Raw genomic sequence first — 22,100 nt, forward strand, 5'->3', positions numbered from 1 at the left:
CGTCCTATGCTGGCCCGATCCCATCGGAGGCTGGATCCGACGGTTCGATTTGGGTCTGGCGAGAGCCCGGCCGGCGTGCATAGGCCGGGCGCGGCAAGCTGGCGAGGGCGATGCTGCTGGCGACCATGAACGCGATCGTGAGCCAGAGGAAAATCGTGTAGTTGCCAAACTCATCGAAGATGGCTGCCGCGCCGAGCGGTCCCGTGGCGGTCCCGATCGACAGCGCGGTGAGCAACCCGCCATAGAGACCGCCGAAGGTCTTGAGCCCGAAATGCTGCGTCGTCAGATAGACGATCACGTCGACCTCCGCGCCCAGCGTCAGCCCGATCAGCGCGGCCGCGACGGCCTGCCCCAGAAATTCGTCTCCGGCCAGCAGCAGCGACAGGCATCCGATAGCGGGAAGCAGGAAAGCCACAGCCCCGACGAGCGATCCCCGAAAGCGATCGAGCAGCAGTCCCGTGCCGAGGCGCCCGACGATCGAGAAAATGCCGACAAGCGACGCTATGCCCGCTGCCTTGAGCGGATCGGCGCCGCGATCGGTCAATATCGGAACGAAGTGCACGACGAGCGCGATGATGGTGAAGGTGAACAACAGGCTGGCGAGCAATAGCCGGTGATAGATCGAGGAACGCAGGCCCTCCGACAGGCTCGAGCCCTCCAGTTCCTGCGCCACCGGCTGATCGGCGGGCGCGGGCCTGACCTGCCTGTCCTTGGCACCGCGGAAGAAGATCAGGATCACTGGAAAGGCGATTGCGACCCAGATGGCCGCCTGCGCCATCACGGCGCTCTGCCAGCCATAGTTGCCGATGAGCCATGTGCCCAGCAGCGGGAAAATGGCTGCCGCGAGAGATGCGCCGCAGAGCGTGATCGCGAAGGCGAGCCCGCGAGACGCCTCGAAGCGCGTTGCGACGGCGCTGGTCCATATCGTCGCCTGCACCGGCAAGGTGGCGACAGCAAGAAGCCCCCAGAGGAAATACCACTGGGTCTTGTCGCCGGTTGCGGTGCTGAGCAGCGCGAATGCACCGGTGGTGAGCAGCACGCCGACGACGCCGAAAACGCGCGGCCCCAGCCGGTCGACCAGCAATCCGATCGGCACCGAGAAAAGCGCCTGGACGAGCGTCGCGATCGTCAGGCCGATCGTGGTCTGCGTGCGCGACCAGCCGAAAGACTCGCTGATCGGCGCGATATAGGGACCAAGCCCGTAAATATGGATGACGCTGGTCGCATATCCCAGTGCCGCCGCGATCGGCAGCATATGGTATCGGCGCCACTCGGCGCCGGCGGTGCGATCAGCTATCGGCATCAAATCCCCCATCCGCATCGTCGATGCGCTTGTGCTTTTTTCCATTCTCTAATCAGCTCCGCTCGAAAAAGGAACCAGTCTCATTTTTTGGCGCGGCCAAAAGGCGGCGCGTTGTTTTGCGCCATCGGCTTCAGGCGCGACGCTTGCGGAACGGCCATCGGATGGCACCGCCCGTCCATCGGGCCGATACGGTCTCAAGCGCGTAAAGCGTCACCAGCGTCACTCCATAAGCGAGGCTGAGATTGGGGAGCAGCAGCGGAAGACCCACCATCAGCATCGTATCGTTGCCGCCGGGAATAAGCACCGCGCCCAACCCCATCACATATCCGCCCGCCGATGCGCGCAGCCAGCGTCCTCCCGTGCCGCGACGCCAGGCAAAGCGACGACCAACGACCGCACCACCGACCGAACCAAGCACGAAGATCGCGGTGATCGTGACGCGGCGGGGTATCTCCTCGGCATGTGCGCCGACCAGGTCGATGAGCAGCCGCGTATAGGGCCAGCCATGCAACATCGCGAGCAGCGGTGCGTTGACGAGACCGATCACCACCATGGCCCTGAACGTCGACCAGCCGCCCGCAGTCACGGCACCGCCACCCTGTCGCCAGTGCGCTATGGCCAGCGCCCCCGTGAGGGCAAGCGCCAGCACCGCCACGAGCGCCGCGTCGAGAGCCAGCAGTGGGGACGCGACCGGACCATTGAGGTCGGCGGGGTGCATCGCGCCGCTGGCGAACATCGTCGCCACACCCGCGACAAAGCCGAGGATCGTCGCGCCATAGGCGAGATCGCCCGCGCCAAGCGCCGCCACGGTGCCGAAGGCGCATTTGCCGTTGATGTGCGCGCCGAGCGCGAAGACCATGCCGCCCGCGATCGTGGTGGTGCCGATCGCAAGGTCGCGGTGGCGGCTGATCGCGTCCACCCCCGCAAGACCAGCGACGCCCATCGTGATCAGCGCACAGCCCGCGCAGAAAAGGAAGCCGAGCAGCTTGCCCGCGCTGCGTTCGTCGACAATTTCCTGTATTGCTCCGACCGCGCACACCGAGCCGCGTTGCGTCGCATAGCCGGCGATGAAGACCAGCACGAAGATGGCGGCCGTCGGGAGCATGGATATGGCGTAGCACAACGCCGACGCACACCAAATCGCGCTTGTCATCGAGGCGTAACGCGCGCCATTCAGGGAGAACGCCTTTGCAACGGGGGAGGGTTGTTTTGCCGAGGCAGGGACTGGCGCTTGCCGCATTGGTCGCTACGCTGGGCGCCGCCATGCCGCTGTCCGCCGAGCCCGTCGCCAAGCCCATCGTGATCGCGCATCGCGGCGCGAGCGGTGAACGCCCCGAGCATACGCTTGCGTCCTATGAACGCGCGATCGCGCTCGGTGCCGATTTCGTCGAGCCCGATCTGGTGATGACCCGCGACGGCGTGCTCGTGGCGCGGCACGAGAACGAGATTTCGGGCACGACCGATGTTGCCGCGCGGCCGGAGTTCGCGCACCGGAAGACGACGAAGTCGATCGACGGCGAGGCGGTCACTGGCTGGTTCACGGAGGATTTCACGCTCGCCGAGCTGAAGACGCTGCGCGCGCGCGAGCGCCTGCCGAAGCTGCGGCCGCAGAACACCGTATATGACGGCCAGTTCGAGATCCCGACGCTTCAGGAGATCATCGACCTTGTCCGCGCCAATGAGACTGCGGCGGGGCGGCGGATCGGCCTCTATCCCGAGACCAAACACCCGGGCTATTTCCAGGGGATAGGGCTGGCGATGGAGCGGCCGCTCGTCGCGATGCTGGAGAAGAATGGCTATTCGCATGCCGGCGATCCCGTGTTCATCCAGTCGTTCGAGGCGGAAAATCTCAAGGAATTGCGCGGGCTGACAAAGCTAAGGCTGATCCAACTGATGGGTGCCGAACCGCATTTCGCTGCGATGACGACGCCGGAGGGTCTGAAGAGCGTGGCGACCTATGCCGATGGCGTCGGGCCCGCCAAGGCGCTGATCGTGCCCGTGTCGAAGCTTGGCAAGCGCGAGGCGCCCACGCGCTTCGTTGCCGATGCGCATGCCGCAGGGCTCAAGGTCCATGCCTGGACCTTTCGCGTCGAGAATTATTTTCTGCCCGCCGACATGCGCAAGGGGCTCAATCCGCGCGGCCGTGGCGATATGGCGGCCGAGATCCGGTTGTTCGTGGAACTCGGCGTCGACGGCGTGTTCAGCGACAATCCCGGTGAGGCGCTGGCCGCGCTCGAGTAAGCAGCGCGGTCGCCTTCCACAGCGCGACCATCATAGCGGCGCCGACCACGCCGTCACTCGCATAATGCCAGCCGAAATGGATCGATCCGATCCAGATCGCGACCGCAAAACCTGTCATCGCCCAGCCAAGCCAGCGGCGGATCTGGAAGCCGCCAATCGCGAACAGCGCGGCCATCGCGACGTGCATCGAGGGCATCGCCGAGATACCGCCAACCGCCTCGAGCCGCGGATTGAGGAAGGTGGAGAGCAGCTGCGGCTGATAGCCGAGCGTGTGGATCGTAACGCCCGCCGCCTCGGCGCTGCGGCCCAGTTCGGCCAGCCGCTGGTTGAGTAGCGCGAAGCTGGCGTCGGGGCCGACCAGTGCGTTGTAATAGCAGGGCCCCGCCGATCCGAGGATCCAGGCCGCGACGCTCCCGATCAGTATCCATGACGCGAGCCAGCAGCTCACGAGCCTCAGACGGATCTCGTAGCTTTTGGCCAACGCGATCGCGATCGCGGGGAAACAGTACATCAGGATGAACCAGAACTGGCTATAGAGGATGTCGAGCAGCTTGGCCGCCGGCCAGCCGCCGATCAGGCTGTGCGTGACCGTCCACGGATCGCGGCCGAGAAACAGCCAGCGATCGAAGGCAGCGAGCGCGGGATCGAGCGGAAAACCGCGCGGGGGCATGACGAACTGCTTGAACATCATGAACGACGTGATCGTCGTTCCGGTGACAATCGCGGCGACGCCGAGCCAGGGCGCATAGTCGAAGGGTTCGATGTCGACCGGACCGCGCTTCAGGCGGAAACGGTGACTGGTGAAGCCGATGCACAATGCCGCACCCGCCGACAGCAGGATGTAGAAGGTGAGGTAGAGAAGGAAATCGGCATAGCCTGCGGGCGTCAGGTTGAGCAGCAGGATGCCCGCAAATCCGATCAGGCCCAGCAGGCGCCCCATGCTCCGCCGCTGATGCGCGGGCACATCAAGGATCATGCGTGCGACGCCTGCCCTGGTCCTTGCCCCATTCCGCTCCGTCAATGACTCGCCTTTATTCGACCCGGCGCAGCCACTCTGCCCGCTATCGCCAAGGCTTTAGCAAAGGCGGACGGACGAACAAGGGGCGACGAAGCGCACTGTCGCCATGTCGCCCCGCTCCACCGTTGCGGCAGCCGGGAATACAGGCCGATATGTCCGCGGTCTGGCGGATGCGGCAATGAGCGGCTAAGAAGCCTCCCATGTCCACAACTTATACGCTCGACACCTCAACCAGCCGCGCGCATCCGACGCCCGCACCGATGAAGCGCATGACCGTGCCTCAGATTCAGGCGCGCAAGGGCAAGGATCCGATCGTCATGCTCACCGCCTATACGGCGCGCATGGCGCAGCTGCTCGACCGGCATTGCGACATGCTGCTGGTGGGCGACAGCCTGGGGCAGGTGATATACGGCCTGCCTTCGACCCTGCCCGTGACGCTCGACATGATGATCGCGCATGGCGCGGCGGTGGTGCGCGGCAGCTATCATTCGGTGGTCGTCGTCGACATGCCCTTTGGCAGCTATGAGGCGAGTCCCGAGGACGCGTTCCGCGCGGCATCGCGCGTGCTTGCAGAAACGGGAGCGGCCGCAGTCAAGCTCGAGGGCGGCGAGGCGATGGCGCCCACGGTCAACTTCCTGTCGTCGCGCGGGATCCCGGTGGTCGGCCATATCGGGCTGACCCCGCAGGCAGTGAACGCGCTGGGCGGCTATGGCGCGCGCGGACGGACCAATGCCGAACACGCCAAGATCATCTCCGACGCGCGCGCGATCGCCGATGCGGGCGCGTTCTCGATGGTGGTCGAGGGCGTGCTCGAGCCGCTGGCGCAGGCGGTGACCGCCGAAGTGTCGTGCCCTGTGATCGGGATCGGCGCGTCTGCGCAGTGCGACGGTCAGGTGCTGGTGATCGACGACATGCTCGGCATGTTCGAGCGCACCGCGCGTTTCGTCAAGCGTTATGACGATCTGGCGACACGGATCGACGAGGCCGCGACGCGCTATGCCGAGGAAGTCCGCACGCGCACTTTCCCCGGCTTCGAACAGACCTACCAGCCGAAAGATTGAGACGCTTTCGTTTCTGATCGTGCGCGGCTAAGGTCCGCGCCAATTTTGCATTTCCGGAGAATTCAACTTGGCATCGACGCCCCCGACCAATGAAGCATTCCTGCGCGAGGTGGACGAGGAACTGCGCCGCGACCAGGTCGCGCGCGCGGCCAGGCGCTGGGGCAAGGCAGCGATCGTCGCTGTGGTGATCGCGCTTGCCGCATTTGGCGGCTGGCTGTGGTGGAGCCATGAGCAGACCAAGGCGTCCGAAGCCGAGGGCGAGGCGCTGATCCAGATTCTCGACGATCTCGAGGCCGGGCGCAAGCAGGGCATCGAGGCGAAGCTCAAGCCGCTCACCGAAAGCAAGAACGACGGCTATAGCACGACCGCACGGCTCACGCTCGCGAGCATGAAGCTGCAGGCAGGCGACGCCAAGGCGGCCGCCGCGGGCTACAAGGCGATTGCCGAGGATGCGAACGTCGCCAAGCCGTTTCGAGACCTGGCGCTGGTTCGTCAGACCGCAGCCGAATATGACAGCCTGAAGCCCGCGGATGTCGTCGCGCGCTTGAAGCCGCTCGCGATCGAAGGCGGGCCGTGGTTCGGCAGCGCGGGCGAGATGGTTGCGATTGCCTATCTCAACATGAACAAACCCGATCTGGCCGGCCCGCTTTTCGCCGCAATTGCCAAGGATGAAGGCGTTCCGGAATCGATCCGTTCACGCGCGGTCCAGATGGCGGGGGTATTGGGGGTCGATGCGGTGGTGCAACCGCGTGGGGAAAAGAAGGAATGACCTTGGTGAGGAATGGAGTTCTGGTTGCGGTCTCCGCGATCCTGCTTGGCGGCTGCAGCATTCTCGGGGGTGGCGAGGATAACAAGCCCAAGACGCCTACGGTGGGCAAGCGCGTCCCCGTGCTGACCGCCGAGAGCGGGGTCGAGGTCGACCCAGCGCTCGCCGATGTGGCGGTTCTGCTGCCGATGGCGGCGGTCAATGCCGAATGGACGCAGCCGGGCGGCAACGCCTCGAAATCGATGGGGCATCTGGCGCTCGGCGCATCGCTTTCGCCGGCATGGACCGCCGAGATGGCGGGCAGCAGCAAATATGAGCGGCTCGCATCCACGCCGATCGTGGCTGAAGGGCGCGTCTATGCGGTCGACAGCCGCGCCAAGCTGCGTGCCTATGACGCGCAGACGGGTGCCGAAGTCTGGACCGTCCAGATCGGCGACCCCAAGGATGTCGAGGGGGGGCGGAGCTTCTGGTCGGGCGAATTGTCGGGCAATGTCGGACTGCTGTTCGGTGGTGGCGTCAGCTATGACAATGGCATGCTCTATGCCACCAACGGCATTGGCGACGTCGCGGCCTTCAACGCGCAGACGGGTGCGCAGCTCTGGAAGAAGCGTCCGGGCGGACCGCTGCGCGGCGCTCCCGGCGTGGGCAACGGCAATGTCTATGTGATGAGCCAGGACAACCAGATCTTCGCGCTGCGCATGAGCGACGGCAATCAGGAGTGGACGCGCGCGGGTACGCTCGAGACCGCAGGCGTGTTCGGCGTCGCCAGCCCCGCAATCGCGCAGGGCACGGTGGTCGGCGGCTATTCCTCGGGTGAGCTCAGCGCCTATCGTTACGAAAACGGCCAGGAAGTGTGGCAGGACGCGCTCTCGCGCACCAGCATCGCGACCGCGGTCGGCATCCTGTCCGACATCGACGCCGATCCGGTGATCGACCAGGGCCGCGTTTTTGCGGTCGGGCAGGGCGGGCGCATGGTCTCGCTCGAACTCGTCACGGGCCAGCGCCTCTGGGAAATCAACATCGCAGGCATTTCGACCCCCTGGGTCGCGGGCGAATGGGTTTTCGTCGTCACCGATGAAGCGAAGCTGCTCTGCCTGTCGCGCGTCAGCGGAAAGGTGCGCTGGCAGGCGCAGTTGACGCGCTATCGCAATCCCAAGAAGAAGGAAGGGCCGATCAGCTGGCAGGGCCCCGTGCTCGCGGGCGACCGGCTGGTGCTGGTGAGCAACGATGGCATGCTCGCCGAAGTCTCGCCCACCGATGGCGCGATCCGCGGTCAGCGCGAGCTGAAATCGGCGGTGAACCTGCCCCCGATCGTGGCGAACAACACGCTGTACATTCTCGATGACAGCGGCAGGCTGACCGCCTGGCGTTGATGTGGGCCCGCGCCGACACGGCGCGCGCATCGCTATAATTTGGTTGAATCGAGAGGACGATCCGCCCCATTTTGGGCGGGTCGTCCTCGATTGCTTATGGAGAAGGCCAGATGGCCAGGAGATTGCCCGTCGTCGCCATTGTCGGGCGGCCGAATGTGGGCAAGTCGACGCTGTTCAATCGGCTGGTCGGCAAGAAGCTCGCGCTGGTCGACGACATGCCCGGCGTGACCCGCGACCGCCGTGAGGGGGAAGCGCATCTGCTCGGCCTCGATTTCCGCCTGTTCGACACGGCGGGCTTCGAGGATGAGGATCCGCAGAGCCTTCCCGGAAGGATGCGCGTGCAGACCGAGGCCGCGGTTGCCGAGGCAGATGTCGCGCTGTTCCTGATCGATGCGCGCGCAGGGATCGTCCCGCTCGACGCCGAGATCGCGCGATGGCTGCGCGGGAGCACGACACCCGTGATCCTCGTGGCCAACAAGGCCGAGGGGCGCGCGGGTGAAAGCGGGATTCTCGAATCGCTCGAACTGGGTTTCGGCGATCCCGTCCAGCTCAGCGCCGAGCATGGCGAAGGCATCGCCGACCTGTTCGAGGCGCTGCTGCCGCATATCGACCGTGAAGAGGGCGAAGGTGAGGAGGACGATGGCGAGGAGGACGAAGACGGTCCGCTGAAGCTGGCGATCGTCGGGCGGCCAAATGCGGGCAAATCGACGCTCGTGAACCGGATCCTGGGCGAAGACCGGATGATTACCGGGCCCGAGGCGGGGATCACGCGCGATTCGATCGCGATCGATCTCGCCTGGCCGCATGAGGAGGGCACACGCCCGCTGCGGCTGATCGATACCGCCGGGCTCCGCAAAAAGGCCAAGGTGCAGGACAAGCTCGAGAAGCTCTCGGCCGCCGATGCGCTCCATGCGGTCGATTTCGCAGAGGTCGTCGTGCTGCTGCTCGATGCCACGCGGGGGCTCGAGGTGCAGGATCTGCGGATCGCGGACCGCGTGCTCGAAGAGGGGCGTGCCCTGATCATCGCGATCAACAAATGGGACGTGGCCGAAAATCCGTCGAGCCTGTTCCAGGGCGTGCGCAAGGCATTGGACGAGGGTCTGGCGCAGGTGAAGGGCGTGCCGCTGATCGCGGTCTCCGCCGCGACGGGCAAGGGGCTCGACCAGCTGATCGACGTGGCCTTCCAAACGCGCGAGGCGTGGTCGAAGCGTGTGTCGACAGGGCAGCTCAACCGCTGGTTCGAGCGCGCGATCGAGGCCAATCCGCCGCCGGCACCCGGCGGCAAACGCATCAAGCTGCGCTATGTGACGCAGGCCAAGACGCGCCCTCCCGGCTTCGTGCTGTTCGGCACGCGTGTCGACCAGCTGCCCGAAAGCTATCGCCGCTATCTGGTCAACGGCATACGCCGCGAACTGGGCTTCGGCGCGGTGCCCGTGCGGCTGACATTGCGGGCGCCGAAGAACCCTTACGGGAAGTGAATTGCGCGGTGAGGCGATGACACCACTTGTCGATGCGCGCGGGATGCGTTGCCCGTGGCCGGTGCTGCGGCTGGCGCGCGCGGCGCGTGAGGCCGGCGCCGGGCAATGCGTGCGCATCGTCGCCGACGATCCGATCGCGCCCGGTGAAATCGCCGCGCTTGCCGAGGAGCGCGGCTGGACCGTTGCCCCCGTTTTAACCGAAATCGGGGAAGGTTTCGAGATCGTAACCTGACGCGTCAACGCTCTGTTTACCGCTTGGGCCGTATTTTCCGATCCGGGAACAAGTGTTTCAGATACTGGAGGATCGGGTTTCGTGACCCAGATGGATCAGACTCTCGTCGACTGGCCGGCCTTTCTTGCTGCGCGGCAGGAACTTGGCGCGGATTTCATTCGGATTCTCGGCTATTTCCGGGAGGATGGTACCAAATCGGTCGCCGCGATCGAGGAAGCCATGCGCGCCAAGAACGCGACGGCGCTGATCCTGCCCGCGCATACGCTCAAGGGCGAATCGCGCCAGTTCGGCGCGGAGCCACTGTCGGTGCTTGCCGAACAGATCGAGGCGGTGGCGCGCCGCTGCGTCGAAACGCACGAGGCCCCCGACGAGGTGCTCCAGCAGGTCGTGCAATTGCGCCCGACATTCGAAGCGACGCTGTCGCTGCTCGAAAGAGAGTGCAACCCGCTGGTCGAACGCCGGCAGGCTTTCGGCAAGAAGGCCGTTGCGAACAACCAGGGCTTCGGCCGGATCTGAAACCAATGATGCCGCTGCGGTACGGCATCGCCGGATCGGGTCAAAGCGCCTTTTCGTAGATCACATATTCGCGGTTTATCGTGCTTTCGATCGTCTCCGCGATCGCTCGCATGCCTTGGTTGTCGTCGAGGATCCAGCCGATCTCGCCGCGCTGGGAACCGTAATTCTTTATCGCTTCACGACGGATATATTCGATCATCATGAAGGCGAGCTGGCTAGCGAGCCGCGATGACTGGAGCTTTTTCACGACGCCCATCAGCGGCACGCGCATCGTGCGCGAGGCGGGCTTGCGCAGCCACCAGAGCAGCTTCGCCCAGCCGAAGGGAAGCAGCGAGCCCTTGAGTCCGCGCAGCGGCTCGTTCAGGTCAGGCAGCACGATCATGAAGGCGACGGGTTCGCCCTCGACCTCGGCCACCATGATCAGATCTTCACGAACGATGGGCTTCAGTTTCTTACCGACATAGGCGATCTCGTCGTCGGTCAGCGGCACGAAGCCCCAGTTGTCCGACCATGCATCATTGAGGATGCCCATGATGAGCGCGGCTTCCTGGTCGAAGCGGCGCTTGTCGACCTTGCGGATGACGATACGGCTGTTGCGCTCGCCCGACTGCACGATGCGCTGGACGATCGGCGGAAAGCCGCCGGTGATATCGAGGTCGTAGGTGAGGAGCGATTTGGCGGGGGCGTAGCCGGCATGCTCAACCCAGCCGCGATAGGCCGGGCTATTGTGCCCCATCATCACCGTTGGCGGGTGATCGAAACCGCTGACGAGCAAGCCCGGTTCGTCCCAGACCGACAGGCTCAGTGGACCGAGTGAACGGTGCATGCCCTTTTTGCGCAGCCATTCTTCGGCGCGTGCGATGAGCGCCTTGAAAACGGCTTCGTCTTCGGCTTCCATCATGCCCCAGTTGCCCGTGCCGGGGCCCATGCCCTGGGCGACTGGCTGGGTGAGCGCAAGACGGTCGATATGCGCCGAGATACGGCCCACGACGCGACCGCGGCGTTCCGCGAGGAACAGCTGTGCCTCGGCATGGCCGAACCAGGGGTTTTTGGCCGGCGTGATGAGGCCGTGGACCTCGGCCTTGAGCGGCGCGACCCAGTTGGGATCATTCCCATTGAGCCGGTAGGCGAGATCGACGAACGCCCTGCGATCGGCCGCGGTATCGACGGGCCGGATGGTGATGTCGGTCATTCCAGATTGTTCCCCGATGTCGGGCGCGGTTTTACCCCGGCCAACGCCGGGGTCCAGTGTCTTTTGATCGTGACCGGGGCCCCGGCATTCGCCGGGGCGCGCGACAATCAGCCTTTCAGCTTCGCGCGAAGCCGCTCGACTGGATGGCCGGTGGCGACGCCGCCCGAAAGATCAGCGACATAGGGATAAACTTCTGCCACCTCGGGCGTATAGCCGAGGTTGAAGACGGTGGGGCTCTTCTGGCGCTCCGAAACGCGGTCATAGAGCGTGCCGAACAGGCGATCCCAGAAATAATTGGTGATGCCGAAATTGCCCGTCTCGTCGTGGAAGTGGTGCGCCATGTGGCGCTGCTTCATCATGAGAATGAGCTTGTTCTTCGGCTTGTAAGCCAGGTGCTGGATGCAGTGGAAGAACTCGTACACGCAGGTGGTGATCAGCCCCGTTGCAGTTGCAATCGCTGCGCCGCCAAAGCCGCCGATGAGATAGCCCAGCGGCGCGGTAGCGATGACGATCGTCGGCAGCGTCGTGTGAAGCGCTCCGAACAGGATCTCGAGATGGTTGGGATCCTGATGGTGGTCGTAATGAATGCGCTTCCAGGTGCCCGCGAGCCATTTATGCTTCCACATCCAGCGGCTGTGCAGCACCCAGCGGTGAAGCGCATACCAGGCGAGCGGATAGATGAAGACCGCGACTGCGATCGCAGCGAGCGTCTGCACAAGCGGCGCGGGGCGCCAGACCCACAGCCCAATCGACGTTACGGCGAGGAGCAAATAGACAATGATCGCCGGATATTGGAAATAGGCGACGACGAGTTCCTTGAGCGTCATCCGGTCAAGATGATGCGATTTGTTCCAGAAGCCGGTCTGCGCCGTTTCAGCGGTTTTCACGTGCGTACCCTCAATTCACTGGTCGTCGGCCCCGCCTTTCGGGCATGGGCCGAGCAATATAGATGCACGCTCTGCCGGGGCAATACGGCACAAATGGGGCCAAGAGCGGGCGCTATTCCTCGGTCCTGACCAGCACGGTCTCGCCGATCAGGAAGAACAGCAGGAACGGCCCCCAGGCGGCGAGCCAGGGCGGATAGGCGCCGAGATTGCCCATGGCGAGCCCGAAATTGTCGGCGACGAAATAGGCAAAGCCGAGCGCCATGCCGATCACCGCGCGCAGGAACAACTGGCCTGAGCGCGCGAGGCCGAAGGCGGCGACGGCGCCGAGCAGCGGCATCAATACCGAGGACATTGGCCCGGAGATCTTGTGCCACAAATTGGCCTCCAGCGCGCGTGTCGGACGGCCCGCGTCCTTGAGGTCGGCGATCGCCTCCCGGAGCGCCATGAAGGACAGCCCGTCGGGATCGACCTGCGCCAGCGTGAACTGATCGGGACGGATGTCCTGGCCGATGGTGATCGTGCCCATGGGCTCGCTCGTCCCCTGCGCCACCTTGAAGCGCGTCGCATCCGTAAGCGTCCAGCCCTGCGGGGAAAGGCGTGCGGTGGGGGCCTCGACGATCTGCAGCAGCGAGTCGGCCTCGCGGTCGTAGACCGTGATCTTGTCGAGTCGGGTGGTCGCGCCCCGTCCGCGCACTTCGGCGGCGTGAATGAGGTTGTTGCCATCGCGCACCCAGACATTGGTCTGGAGCGCTTTGTCCTTGGGCAGTGGTCCGAAATCCGCCTTTTCCCAGCGATCCAGCGTGTCGCTGGCGCGCGCGACGATGCGTTCGTTGAAGGTGAAGGAAATGGCGGCGACCAGCAGGCTGGCGAGGATCAGCGGCGCGAGCACCTGGTGCGCCGACAGCCCTGACGCCTTCATCGAGATCACTTCGCTGTTCTGGTTGAGCGTGATGAGCGTGATGAGCGTGCCGAGCAGCACCGAAAAGGGCAGGAAACGCGCCACGATCTGTGGCACGCGCAGCGTCACATAGGTCCATAGCTCGGCATTGCCGTTGCCCGGATAGGCGAGAATCTTGTCGGCCTCGCCGAGCAGGTCGAGTGCCTGGAGGACGAGCACCAGCGCGGCCAGCACCGCGAAGCTGCGGACCAGGAACATCCGCGCCATATAGACCGACACCGTGCGCGACGGGAAAAACTGCGTCTGCATTTAAGTGCGGGCCTCCAGCTTGCGCTGCCCGAAGCGGAACCATGTCTTCGCGAGCTTGCCCAACCCGGAAAAGGCGCGTTCGAGCGCGCCGATCGGCTGACCGCCGGGCACCATTGCGAGGGTATGGTACATCCACATGATCAGCGCCGCGAACAGCAGGAAAGGCACCCACAGGGCGATGATCGGATGGACGATACCAAGCGCGCCCAGGCCTTCGCCATATTCGTTGATCTTGTGATAGGTGACGACCATCACGATCGAAATGAAGACGCCGAGCGCCGAGGTCGATCGCTTTGGCGGGACCGCGAGCGCGACCGCGAGCAGCGGTAGCAGGAGCATCATCGCCACCTCGACCATGCGAAAATGGAAATTGGCGCGCGATTCGTTGCGCAGTTCCTGCGACGCGGTGGAATCGCGGCCGACGCGGACGAGCTCGGGAATGGTGAGTTCGCGATCTGCGCCGCCGCGCCCGCGGAACGCCTCGATCTTGGGAAGGTCGATCGGCAGGTCATGGCTGGAGAAGCTGAGTACGCGTGGCGTCCTGAAATTGGGTGCGTCGTGGATCAGCACGCCGTTGGTGAGCCGCAATATGATCGTGTCGGGATCATCGGTTGCGAGAAACTGACCCGATTTGGCGGTCGCGGAGACCGATTGCTGGTCGCGATTCTCGGCGCGCACGAAGATGCCCGAAAGTTCACGACCCTGTTTGCGGCTCTGTTCGATCCGAAGCGTGATCTTGGAGCCAAGCCGGGTGAACTCGCCGACCTTGATCGAAGCGCCGAGGGCCCCCGACCGCAGTTCGAAGCGAAGCCCCTCATAGGCATAGCGCGCATAGGGCTGGACGAAGCCGACGATCGCCAGGTTCACCAAGGCGAGTGCGATCGCATACATATAGGGTACGCGCAGCAGTCGCCCGTAACTCATGCCCACCGCGCGAAACACGTCGAGTTCGGAGGAGGTGGCGAGCTTGCGAAATGCTAGCAGGATGCCCAGCATCAGCCCGATCGGGATGCCGAGTGACAGATATTCGGGGATGAGGTTGGCAAGCATGCGCCACACGACGCTGACCGGACCGCCTTCGGACGCCACGAAATCGAACAGCCGCAGCATCTTGTCGAGCACGAGCAGCATGGCCGCGATCACCAGCGTCCCGAAGAGCGGGAGGGCGATCAGCCTGGCGAGGTAACGGTCGGTGGACGTGAGCATTTTCAGAATTCAGTCGTCCCATGACCATGATTTGGCCGCAAACACAGCCGATCTTTAGGAGGACACGGGGGCGAACACAGCCGTCCATGTCCGGCAACGGGGATGGATATAGCGCCCAGGAGTGAAGAGGTCATGTTGAAACTTTCCGGTGTCGCGCTGATCGGCCTTGTGGCGGTCGCGATGCCCTTTGTTACCCCTCTGACCGCGGCCCGGGCGACGACGCTGGGGCCGTATGCCGCGTCGTGCCAGAAGGGCGGACCCGCGGTGATCGCGCGCGTGAGCGGCCTCAAGGCCCGCACCGGCGTGGTCCGCGTCCAGCTCTACAGCGACAACAAGGCGACCTTCCTAGAGAAGAAGCAGTATATCGAGCGCGTCGATGTCGCGGCGACGCGCGGCGGTGTGATGGACATCTGCGTGCCCGTGCCCAAGGCGGGGCGCTATGCAATCTCGGTGCGCCATGATCTTGATGGAAATGGCAAGACGAGCCGCACCGATGGCGGCGGCTTTTCGGGCAATCCAAGCGTTTCGATCAGTGATCTGGCGCTCAAGCGCAAGCCCGATATGAACCGCGTCGCGTTCACGGTGAGCGAGGGGCCACGCCTGGTGCCGGTGACGCTGAACTATATTCAGGGTCTCTCGTTCAAGCCCGTGGGAGCGTAGCAAAACCATGGCATGCGTCGCGCTTCTCTCCAATCCGCGCTCAACGGGCAACCGCTCGTTGTTGCCGCGCGTGCGGAGCTTCTGCGCGGGCAGACCCGACATCTTCCATTATGAAGTGGAGCATGTCGGCCAGATCGGCGAGGCGTTGCGCACCATCGCGCGCGTGAAGCCCAAGATTCTCGTCATCAACGGTGGCGACGGCACCGTGCAGGCCGCGCTGACCGAGCTCTATCATGGCGGGCATTTCGGCGATGCGCCGCCCCCCGTAGCGGTGCTGCCCAATGGCAAGACCAATCTGATCGCGCTTGACCTCGGCGCCGCCGGCGATCCGCTCGCGGCGCTCGAACGCGTGGTCGAGCTGAGCAAAACCGATCTTTCCGATCATATCGTCGTGCGCGAGCTGATCGCGCTCAGCGACGGTCAGTCCGGCACCCGGCCGACGCTGGGGATGTTCCTCGGGGGTGCGGGACTGGCGGATACGATCCTTTATTGCCGCACCAAGATCTATCCGCTCGGATTGCCCAACGGGGTCAGCCATGTGCTGGCTGCGCTGGCGGTGCTCATCTCGGCATTGTTCGGGCTGCGTACCAGCTTTTTGCCGCCCAAGCCGAGACCGGTGCGCATTTCGCTTGTTCGTGAAGGCCAGCCGCTCGGCGATTTCTCGGTGTTCATCGTCACTACGCTTGAAAAGATGTTGTTGGCGGCGCGTGCCGACAGCGGCGTGCATGTCCCTGGGCGCATGAAGTTCATGGCGGTCGAGCTGACCTTCCCTGCGATGGTGCGTGCGCTTTACGGCGCCATCTTCGGCCGGCTGGGGCGCGACAAGCTGAGCGGCGTCCATTTCGAGCGCGGCGACCTCGTCCGCATCGAGGGCGAGGGGTCGAGCGTCATCCTCGACGGTGAGACCTTCAGGGCGGAGCGCGATCATCCGATCGTACTGACCTCAACGGCACCCGTTCCGTTCCTCCGCCTGGCGGCGTGACCGACCTTGAGACGCTGATCGCGGCCGAGCTGGCCGAGCCCGCCGATCCGCGCGTCGTCGCAATGGCAGAGGCCATTGCAGCACGATATGGCGTGGCGGCGCGCGCGGTGCTGTTCTACGGATCGTGCCTGCGCACTGCCGAACTCGATGGGCAGATGCTCGATTTTTACCTGATCGTCTCCGATTATCGCGCGGCTTACGGCCAGCGATGGCTGGCGACCGCCAACCGGCTTGTTCCGCCCAATGTCTTCCCTTTCGGCCATGACGGGCTTTCCGCCAAATATGCGGTCCTGAACGAAGCCGACTTCGCCGCGCTGTGCCGCCCGGAGGCGAGCAATGTGTCGGTCTGGGCGCGCTTCGCGCAGCCTTCGCGACTGGTCTGGACGGCCGATGGCGCGGCACGCAACGCGGCCATTGCGGCGATTGCCCAGGCGCCCGTCACCCTGGCGACGCTCACCCCGGCGGCGGCCCTGGACGATCCGCTCGACCTGTGGCGGCGTGGCTTTGCATTGACCTATGGCGCCGAGCTTCGCGCCGAGCGCAAGGACCGCTCGGGCTCCATCGTCGATTTCGACCCCGACCATTACCGGCGCCTTTCGGCGGCTCTGGCTGCCGAACCGCCAGCGAGCTTGCCCGATCTGGATGCGCGCTGGCGGCGGCTGCGGCGCAACGGCAAGCTGCTGACGCTGGTGCGCCTCGCCAAGGCGAGCCTGACCTTTGCCGGCGGGATCGACTATCTCGCGTGGAAGATCAACCGCCATGCCGGCACCACGATCGAGGTGCGCCCTTGGCAGCGGCGCTTCCCGATACTCGGCGCGCTTATTCTGCTGCCGCGACTGTTGTCGCGCGGCGCCGTGCGTTAGGCGCATTTGCTAGCGCGCCCTCGATCGCGTTTTCGAGCGCACTGATCGTGAAGGGCTTTCTCAGCACCGCATGCCCCCCAAAGGCCTGGGCATCGTCGACATCGGCATAGCCGGTGACGAAGAGGATCGCGACATCAGGATAGAGCGGGCCGACCCTCGCGACGAATTCGGGGCCGGTCATGCCCGGCATGACGACGTCGGAGACGATGATGTCGATGGCGCTGTCGGCCTCGAGCATCGCCATCGCCTCTTCGGCGGATGATGCGCAGATCGTCTTGACCCCCAGCTCCTCAAGCGCGCTCGAGGTGGCGGCGAGCACGCGCGCATCGTCTTCGACGACCAGCGCGATGCGGCTTGTGAGCATGGGCTGTTGCGGCAGATTACCGGTGGCTTCGATGCGTGGGGCCGCCACGTGCTCGTCCGCATCCTCGGTGCTCTGGTGGCGCGGCAGATAGAGCGAGACCGTCGTGCCCAGCCCTTCGGCGGAGGCGATGCTGATCTCCCCGCCCGACTGGCGGACGAAGCCGAAGATCTGGCTGAGGCCGAGGCCGGTGCCCTTGCCCACGGGCTTGGTGGTGAAGAAGGGCTCGAACACGCGTTCGAGCACCTCGCGCGACATGCCGCAGCCCGTATCGGTGACGTCGACGCGGACATAGTCGCCGGGCAGTGATTCGCCGACCTCGTCTGCGGTGAGCGAGACGTTGGATGTGCGGATGGTGAGCTTGCCTTCGCCGTCCATCGCGTCGCGCGCGTTGACGGCGAGGTTGAGGATTGCGTTTTCGAGCTGGTGGCGGTCGACCCAGATGCTCCAGGGATGCGCGACGCTCTCGACTTCGAGCCGGATGCGCTCGCCCAGCGTTCGGTCCATAAGGTCGTTCATGCCGCGCACGAGCGTGTCGGGATTCACTGACTGCGGCAGCAGCGGTTCAGCGCGCGCAAAGGCCAGCAGACGGCGGGTGAGCGCGGCCGCGCGATTGGCGCCTTCCATGGCGTTGTCGAGATGGCGCTCGGCGTCGCCCGCATGATCGTGGAGCTTGCGCTTGGCGAGCTCGAGCCCGCCGACGACAACCGCGAGCATGTTGTTGAAGTCGTGCGCGATGCCGCCGGTCAACTGGCCAACGGCTTCCATCTTCTGGATCTGACGCAGCTGCGCCTCGGCATGTGCGCGCTCGCTCGCCTCGGCGAGCAGCCGCTGGTTGGCGAGGCGCAGTTCGGTGGTGCGTTCGGCGACCGCGCCTTCGAGCAACTCGGCCCGGTGCGCTTCGACTTCCGCGGTACGCCGCGCACGCCGTCGCTGCGTGATCGCGTCTATCGCCGTCCAGCCCAGCCCGATCGCGCCGACGACGAGCAGCAGACCGAGCACCGACAGGGTCGCTGCGAGCTTGTTGGACTGCGCCATGAAGCCCTTGGCTTCACCCGTGCGCGCGGCGAGCAGCGTCTGTTCGTTGGCGACGATCTCGCGGAAAATTGCCTTCAAACGGTCGAGCGTCTCGGTCTTGCCGGCATTGAAATAGACCGACAGCGCGTTCTGCTTCTGGTCGTAGTTGAGCCGGAGCGCGGCTTCCTCGAGCTCTTCGCTGCGCGTGCGGTAGAGCGCCTGAAGATCGCGCACGAGCGCAGCCTGCTCGGGATTGTTGCGCGTGATGCGCTGGAGCCGCGTGATCATGCTGCCCGTGCGCCGCCAGTTGTCGTAGAACTGGCGCGCGACATCCTTGTCGGATGCTATCACCGCGCGGCCGAGCGTGGCTTCGGACTGCGCCATCTGGCCCTCGATCGCGCGAACCGCAATCATCACTTCGAAGCTGCGCTGTTGCCATTCGAGCGCGGTGTCGCGCTGACGCGACGATAGCGCCAGCATCGCGATCAGTGCGATCAGGATCGAGACGACGATGCCGGCGCCGATCCAGCCGAGCCAGCGCTGCCAGCCGGGTTGTGCGCTTTCTTCGCCCCCGAAGTCGGTTTCCTCGACCGCCATGCTCAAAGGATTAACAAATCGCCGCGGCCAAGGAAAGCAAGACGATGCCTAGCTTATCACGCCGACGTTACGGCCCGCTGCCTTGAACATGCCGAGGATCTGCTCGACCTGCTCGGCCGAATGCTCGGCGCACAGCGAACAGCGCAGCAGCGTCATGTTGGCAGGCGTCGCGGGCGGGCGCGCGAGGTTGACGTAGAGCCCCTCTTCGAGCAGTGCCTCCCACATCGCGGCGCCGCGCTCGAGATCGGGCATGATCACCGCGATGATCGCCGATTGCGGCTCGTCTGTGCCCAGCTGAAAGCCGAGCTCCTTGAGCCCCTTGTGCAGACGCTTCGAGTTTTCCCAGAGATGCGCGCGCTTGTTCGATCCGTGCATCAGCTTGCGGATCGAGGTCGCGGCGGTCGCGACCACGCTCGGCGGCAGCGACGCGGTGAAGACATAGGGGCGGCAGACGAGGCGCAGGATTTCGAACTTGGGATGGTTCGAGACGCAGAAGCCGCCAACGGTGCCGACGCTCTTCGAGAAGGTCCCGATGACGAAATCGACATCGTCGAGCACGCCCTGATCCTCGGCCACGCCGCGACCATTTGGCCCGATGAAGCCCATCGAGTGCGCTTCGTCGACGAGCACCATCGCGCCCGCTTCCCTGGAGACGCGGATCATTTCCTTGAGTGGGGCGATATCGCCGAGCATCGAGTAGACACCCTCGAGCACGACGAGCTTGCCTGCATCGGCCGGAAGGCGCTTCAGCCGTTTTTCGAGCGCCTCGATATCGTTGTGACGGAAGGCGACGATTTCGGCGTCGCCCATCTTGCAGCCGTCATAGATCGATGCGTGGCTGTCGATATCGAGGATGACATAGTCGCCCTTGCCGGCGATCGTCGAAATGATGCCGAGATTGGCCTGGTAGCCCGTCGAGAACACCATGGCGTGATCCATGGCATAGAATTCCTTCAGCGCCTCCTCGACCTCCCGGTGGCCCTGATAGGTGCCATTGAGCACGCGGCTGCCCGTGGTGCCCGCGCCGAATTCGTCGAGCGCCTTCTTGCCGGCCTCGATCACGTCGGGATCGAAGGTCATCCCCATATAGTTGTACGTGCCGAGCAGGATCGTCTCCTTGCCGTTGCAGACCGCGACGGTAGGGGACTTCACCGCCTCCATGACGAGGCTGAAGGGATCCTTGACCCCGGTCGCGAGCAGCGCCTCTCGCTGCTGGATCAGCGGATCGAACTTGGAGAAGAGGTCGGTCATCTGGCGATCAGCCCTTGAGCTTGCCGACCGCGTCGACGAGCTGGCCGACATTCTCGATCTCGGCCTGCATGTTCATCGTGATGATGATGTCGAACTCGTCCTCGATCGCGGCGACGAAGTCCATCACGGTGAGGCTGTCCCATTCGAGATCGCCCGCAAAGGTGGTGGCTTCGGTGAGTGCGACGCCCTTCTTGTTGAAGGGTTCGATCTGCGTCGTGACGGTTTCGAAAATCTGCTGTCGGTCGGTCATTTGCGGTCCTTAATCCTGTGAACATGCCATTGCCAAGCGATTGCGGCACAAAAGCGGCGTTGGCGTTTCTTGTCGAGGGCAGGAGGGCGTGTCATGATCGCGCCATGGGGGATCAACCAGCCAGCGTGCCCGCCAAGATGCCGGGCCAGAAATTCCCGCCCAACGCGGTGCACCTCGTGCGCACTGTCGAGCAGATCAACGTCCAGCTCAGTCAGATGGCCGACCAGAAGGCGAGCATCCTGATGGGGGCGACATTCGTGGTCTTCACCATCTCGATCGGGCAGGCGCGCAGCGGAGGTGAGCTCGTCTTGCCGCTGATGGTGCTGGCGTTCTTCTCGTTCGTATCGGCGATGCTTGCGGTATTCGCGGTGCTGCCCGCGACCAAGGCCAGGCCGGGCGCCAACCCCAACATCCTGTTCTTCGGCCAGTTCACGCAGATGAGCGAAACCGAGTTCGCCGACCGCGTGATTGCGGAGCTGCACGACGAGGAGGCGCTTTACCGGCTGATGCTGCGCGACGTCTATCAGAACGGGCAGGTGCTCCAGAACAAGAAATACCGTTATCTCGGGCTTGCCTATCGCACCTTCCTGATCGGGCTGGTGACGACCTTCGCGACCTTTGCCGCACAGCATCTGTTGCAGGCCTGATCGTTTTTCTCGGGATGACGCCGCCGCGAGGGCTGCTACATGCGCGGCATGAGTGCTTCCGCCAACCCCGCAGCGGCCCCGCACGGACTGTCCTTGCGTCACGCGCTGCTCGCACTGGCGGTCGTGGCGGTGTGGGGCACCAACTTTGTCGTCATCCGCGTAGCGCTCGACGATTTTCCGCCGCTGCTGTTCGCGACCCTGCGCTTCATCATCGCGCTGTTGCCCGCGGCCTTCATCCTCAAGCGGCCCGCCGTCTCATGGCGATCGCTTGCGACCTATGGCTTTCTGATCGGCTTCGGCCAGTTCGGACTGCTCTATATCGCGATGGATGGTCATATCTCGCCGGGCGTCGCGTCGCTGGTGATGCAGGCGCAGGTGTTTTTCACCATCGGCCTTGCGATGTGGCTGAGCGGCGAGCGATTGCGCGGCTTCCAGATCGTTGCGCTGCTGCTCGCGACGATCGGCTTCGGCGTGATCATGGCGCATACCGACGGGAGCACGACCGCATTCGGGCTCGCTCTGGCGCTGGTCGCCGCGATGAGCTGGGCGGGTGGAAACCAGGTCGCCAAGTCGAGCGGGACGACCGACATGCTTGCCTATGTCGTCTGGGCCAGCCTGTTCTCGATTCCACCGCTGCTGATCGCATCGCTGCTGCTCGAAGGGCCGACGGCGATCGCCGCCGCGCTGGCATCGGCGGGCGGCGACGCCTGGGCGGCGGTCGTGTGGCAGTCGGTCGGCAACACGATGTTCGGCTATGCGGCGTGGAGCTGGCTGCTCGCACGCTATCCGGCAGCGACGATCACGCCGACCGCCTTGCTCATCCCGATCTTCGGCATGGGGGCTTCGGCGTTGCTGCTCGGCGAATCACTGCCCGGCTGGAAGCTGGGCGCGGCCGCGCTGGTCATGGGCGGGCTGGCGATCAACGTGCTCTGGCCGATGGCCTCGCGTCTTCCGGGTTTTCCCTGGCGGCGCGGCGAGCCCGTCTGATCTCG

The 22,100-nt window shown here is 64.7% G+C and carries 22 protein-coding genes; 12 read left to right on the plus strand and 10 right to left on the minus strand.

The features are described 5' to 3' along the window. Window positions 1–4 precede the first annotated feature (4 nt). The gene (locus MKI88_RS12565) at window positions 5–1,303 is read right to left on the minus strand and encodes an MFS transporter (RefSeq protein ID WP_241631732.1); all 1,299 of its coding nucleotides are present in this window, start codon (window positions 1,301–1,303) and stop codon (window positions 5–7) included. 130 nt (window positions 1,304–1,433) lie between these two features. After that, a complete protein-coding gene (locus MKI88_RS12570; RefSeq protein ID WP_241631733.1) occupies window positions 1,434–2,408 on the minus strand; it encodes a YeeE/YedE thiosulfate transporter family protein in 975 nt (324 codons plus the stop codon). Window positions 2,409–2,566: 158 nt separating this feature from the next. On the opposite strand from MKI88_RS12570, the gene MKI88_RS12575 reads away from it, so the two are divergent. Beyond that, on the plus strand, window positions 2,567–3,544 hold the full coding sequence (locus MKI88_RS12575; protein ID WP_241631779.1) for a glycerophosphodiester phosphodiesterase: 978 nt from the start codon (window positions 2,567–2,569) through the stop codon (window positions 3,542–3,544). Here the strand turns inward: MKI88_RS12575 and MKI88_RS12580 are convergent. Continuing rightward, complete coding sequence (locus MKI88_RS12580) at window positions 3,504–4,520, minus strand: phosphatase PAP2 family protein (protein WP_241631734.1); 1,017 nt, start codon at window positions 4,518–4,520, stop codon at window positions 3,504–3,506. The genes MKI88_RS12575 and MKI88_RS12580 overlap by 41 nt on opposite strands. Before the next feature lie 242 nt (window positions 4,521–4,762). On the opposite strand from MKI88_RS12580, the gene panB reads away from it, so the two are divergent. The 6 genes from panB to MKI88_RS12610 all read left to right on the plus strand — a co-directional run bounded on the left by panB (window position 4,763) and on the right by MKI88_RS12610 (window position 9,988). After that, the gene (panB, locus tag MKI88_RS12585; RefSeq protein WP_241631735.1) at window positions 4,763–5,623 is read left to right on the plus strand and encodes a 3-methyl-2-oxobutanoate hydroxymethyltransferase; all 861 of its coding nucleotides are present in this window, start codon (window positions 4,763–4,765) and stop codon (window positions 5,621–5,623) included. A 67-nt stretch (window positions 5,624–5,690) separates the two neighbouring features. Beyond that, window positions 5,691–6,392 (plus strand): tetratricopeptide repeat protein, encoded by a 702-nt coding sequence (locus MKI88_RS12590; protein WP_241631736.1) that lies wholly within the window; start codon window positions 5,691–5,693, stop codon window positions 6,390–6,392. Continuing rightward, the gene (locus MKI88_RS12595; RefSeq protein WP_241631737.1) at window positions 6,389–7,762 is read left to right on the plus strand and encodes a PQQ-binding-like beta-propeller repeat protein; all 1,374 of its coding nucleotides are present in this window, start codon (window positions 6,389–6,391) and stop codon (window positions 7,760–7,762) included. Before MKI88_RS12590 ends, MKI88_RS12595 begins: the two co-directional genes overlap by 4 nt. A gap of 110 nt (window positions 7,763–7,872) precedes the next feature. Beyond that, window positions 7,873–9,240 carry a ribosome biogenesis GTPase Der gene (gene der, locus MKI88_RS12600; RefSeq protein ID WP_241631738.1) on the plus strand — a complete coding sequence of 456 codons (1,368 nt, stop codon included), beginning with the start codon at window positions 7,873–7,875 and terminating at the stop codon, window positions 9,238–9,240. A 16-nt stretch (window positions 9,241–9,256) separates the two neighbouring features. Further along, window positions 9,257–9,472 carry a sulfurtransferase TusA family protein gene (locus MKI88_RS12605; RefSeq protein ID WP_241631780.1) on the plus strand — a complete coding sequence of 72 codons (216 nt, stop codon included), beginning with the start codon at window positions 9,257–9,259 and terminating at the stop codon, window positions 9,470–9,472. A gap of 90 nt (window positions 9,473–9,562) precedes the next feature. Beyond that, window positions 9,563–9,988 carry an Hpt domain-containing protein gene (locus tag MKI88_RS12610; protein ID WP_241631781.1) on the plus strand — a complete coding sequence of 142 codons (426 nt, stop codon included), beginning with the start codon at window positions 9,563–9,565 and terminating at the stop codon, window positions 9,986–9,988. 40 nt (window positions 9,989–10,028) lie between these two features. Here the strand turns inward: MKI88_RS12610 and MKI88_RS12615 are convergent, their stop codons facing one another. From MKI88_RS12615 to lptF, 4 genes are all read right to left on the minus strand, one after another. Continuing rightward, a complete protein-coding gene (locus MKI88_RS12615; RefSeq protein ID WP_241631739.1) occupies window positions 10,029–11,180 on the minus strand; it encodes an N-acetyltransferase in 1,152 nt (383 codons plus the stop codon). A 107-nt stretch (window positions 11,181–11,287) separates the two neighbouring features. Next, window positions 11,288–12,082, minus strand: coding sequence for a sterol desaturase family protein (locus MKI88_RS12620; protein WP_407073352.1), 795 nt, complete (start codon window positions 12,080–12,082; stop codon window positions 11,288–11,290). Window positions 12,083–12,179: 97 nt separating this feature from the next. Beyond that, window positions 12,180–13,274 carry an LPS export ABC transporter permease LptG gene (lptG, locus tag MKI88_RS12625; RefSeq protein ID WP_241631740.1) on the minus strand — a complete coding sequence of 365 codons (1,095 nt, stop codon included), beginning with the start codon at window positions 13,272–13,274 and terminating at the stop codon, window positions 12,180–12,182. Then, complete coding sequence (gene lptF, locus MKI88_RS12630) at window positions 13,275–14,480, minus strand: LPS export ABC transporter permease LptF (protein ID WP_241631741.1); 1,206 nt, start codon at window positions 14,478–14,480, stop codon at window positions 13,275–13,277. A 132-nt stretch (window positions 14,481–14,612) separates the two neighbouring features. Here lptF and MKI88_RS12635 point away from each other — a divergent pair, with 132 nt between their 5' ends. From MKI88_RS12635 to MKI88_RS12645, 3 genes are read left to right on the plus strand one after another with little or no spacing between them, the layout of a single operon-like run. Then, window positions 14,613–15,140 carry a DUF2141 domain-containing protein gene (locus MKI88_RS12635; protein WP_241631742.1) on the plus strand — a complete coding sequence of 176 codons (528 nt, stop codon included), beginning with the start codon at window positions 14,613–14,615 and terminating at the stop codon, window positions 15,138–15,140. A 7-nt stretch (window positions 15,141–15,147) separates the two neighbouring features. Continuing rightward, window positions 15,148–16,122, plus strand: coding sequence for a diacylglycerol kinase family protein (locus MKI88_RS12640; RefSeq protein WP_241631743.1), 975 nt, complete (start codon window positions 15,148–15,150; stop codon window positions 16,120–16,122). After that, the gene (locus tag MKI88_RS12645) at window positions 16,119–16,985 is read left to right on the plus strand and encodes a hypothetical protein (protein WP_241631744.1); all 867 of its coding nucleotides are present in this window, start codon (window positions 16,119–16,121) and stop codon (window positions 16,983–16,985) included. Before MKI88_RS12640 ends, MKI88_RS12645 begins: the two co-directional genes overlap by 4 nt. Here MKI88_RS12645 and MKI88_RS12650 read toward each other — a convergent pair. From MKI88_RS12650 to MKI88_RS12660, 3 genes are read right to left on the minus strand one after another with little or no spacing between them, the layout of a single operon-like run. After that, window positions 16,942–18,960, minus strand: coding sequence for an ATP-binding protein (locus tag MKI88_RS12650; protein WP_241631745.1), 2,019 nt, complete (start codon window positions 18,958–18,960; stop codon window positions 16,942–16,944). The two genes, MKI88_RS12645 and MKI88_RS12650, sit on opposite strands and share 44 nt — an antisense overlap. A gap of 48 nt (window positions 18,961–19,008) precedes the next feature. Continuing rightward, the gene (gene spt, locus MKI88_RS12655; protein ID WP_241631746.1) at window positions 19,009–20,211 is read right to left on the minus strand and encodes a serine palmitoyltransferase; all 1,203 of its coding nucleotides are present in this window, start codon (window positions 20,209–20,211) and stop codon (window positions 19,009–19,011) included. Between the two features lie 7 nt (window positions 20,212–20,218). Next, a complete protein-coding gene (locus tag MKI88_RS12660; protein WP_241631747.1) occupies window positions 20,219–20,461 on the minus strand; it encodes an acyl carrier protein in 243 nt (80 codons plus the stop codon). A gap of 104 nt (window positions 20,462–20,565) precedes the next feature. On the opposite strand from MKI88_RS12660, the gene MKI88_RS12665 reads away from it, so the two are divergent. Both MKI88_RS12665 and MKI88_RS12670 read left to right on the plus strand, forming a co-directional pair. Beyond that, window positions 20,566–21,108 carry a Pycsar system effector family protein gene (locus MKI88_RS12665; RefSeq protein WP_241631748.1) on the plus strand — a complete coding sequence of 181 codons (543 nt, stop codon included), beginning with the start codon at window positions 20,566–20,568 and terminating at the stop codon, window positions 21,106–21,108. A gap of 39 nt (window positions 21,109–21,147) precedes the next feature. Continuing rightward, on the plus strand, window positions 21,148–22,095 hold the full coding sequence (locus tag MKI88_RS12670; protein WP_241631749.1) for an EamA family transporter: 948 nt from the start codon (window positions 21,148–21,150) through the stop codon (window positions 22,093–22,095). Window positions 22,096–22,100 lie beyond the last annotated feature (5 nt).

Source organism: Sphingomonas sp. LaA6.9, from assembly GCF_022601895.1.
Lineage (GTDB): Bacteria > Pseudomonadota > Alphaproteobacteria > Sphingomonadales > Sphingomonadaceae > Sphingobium_A.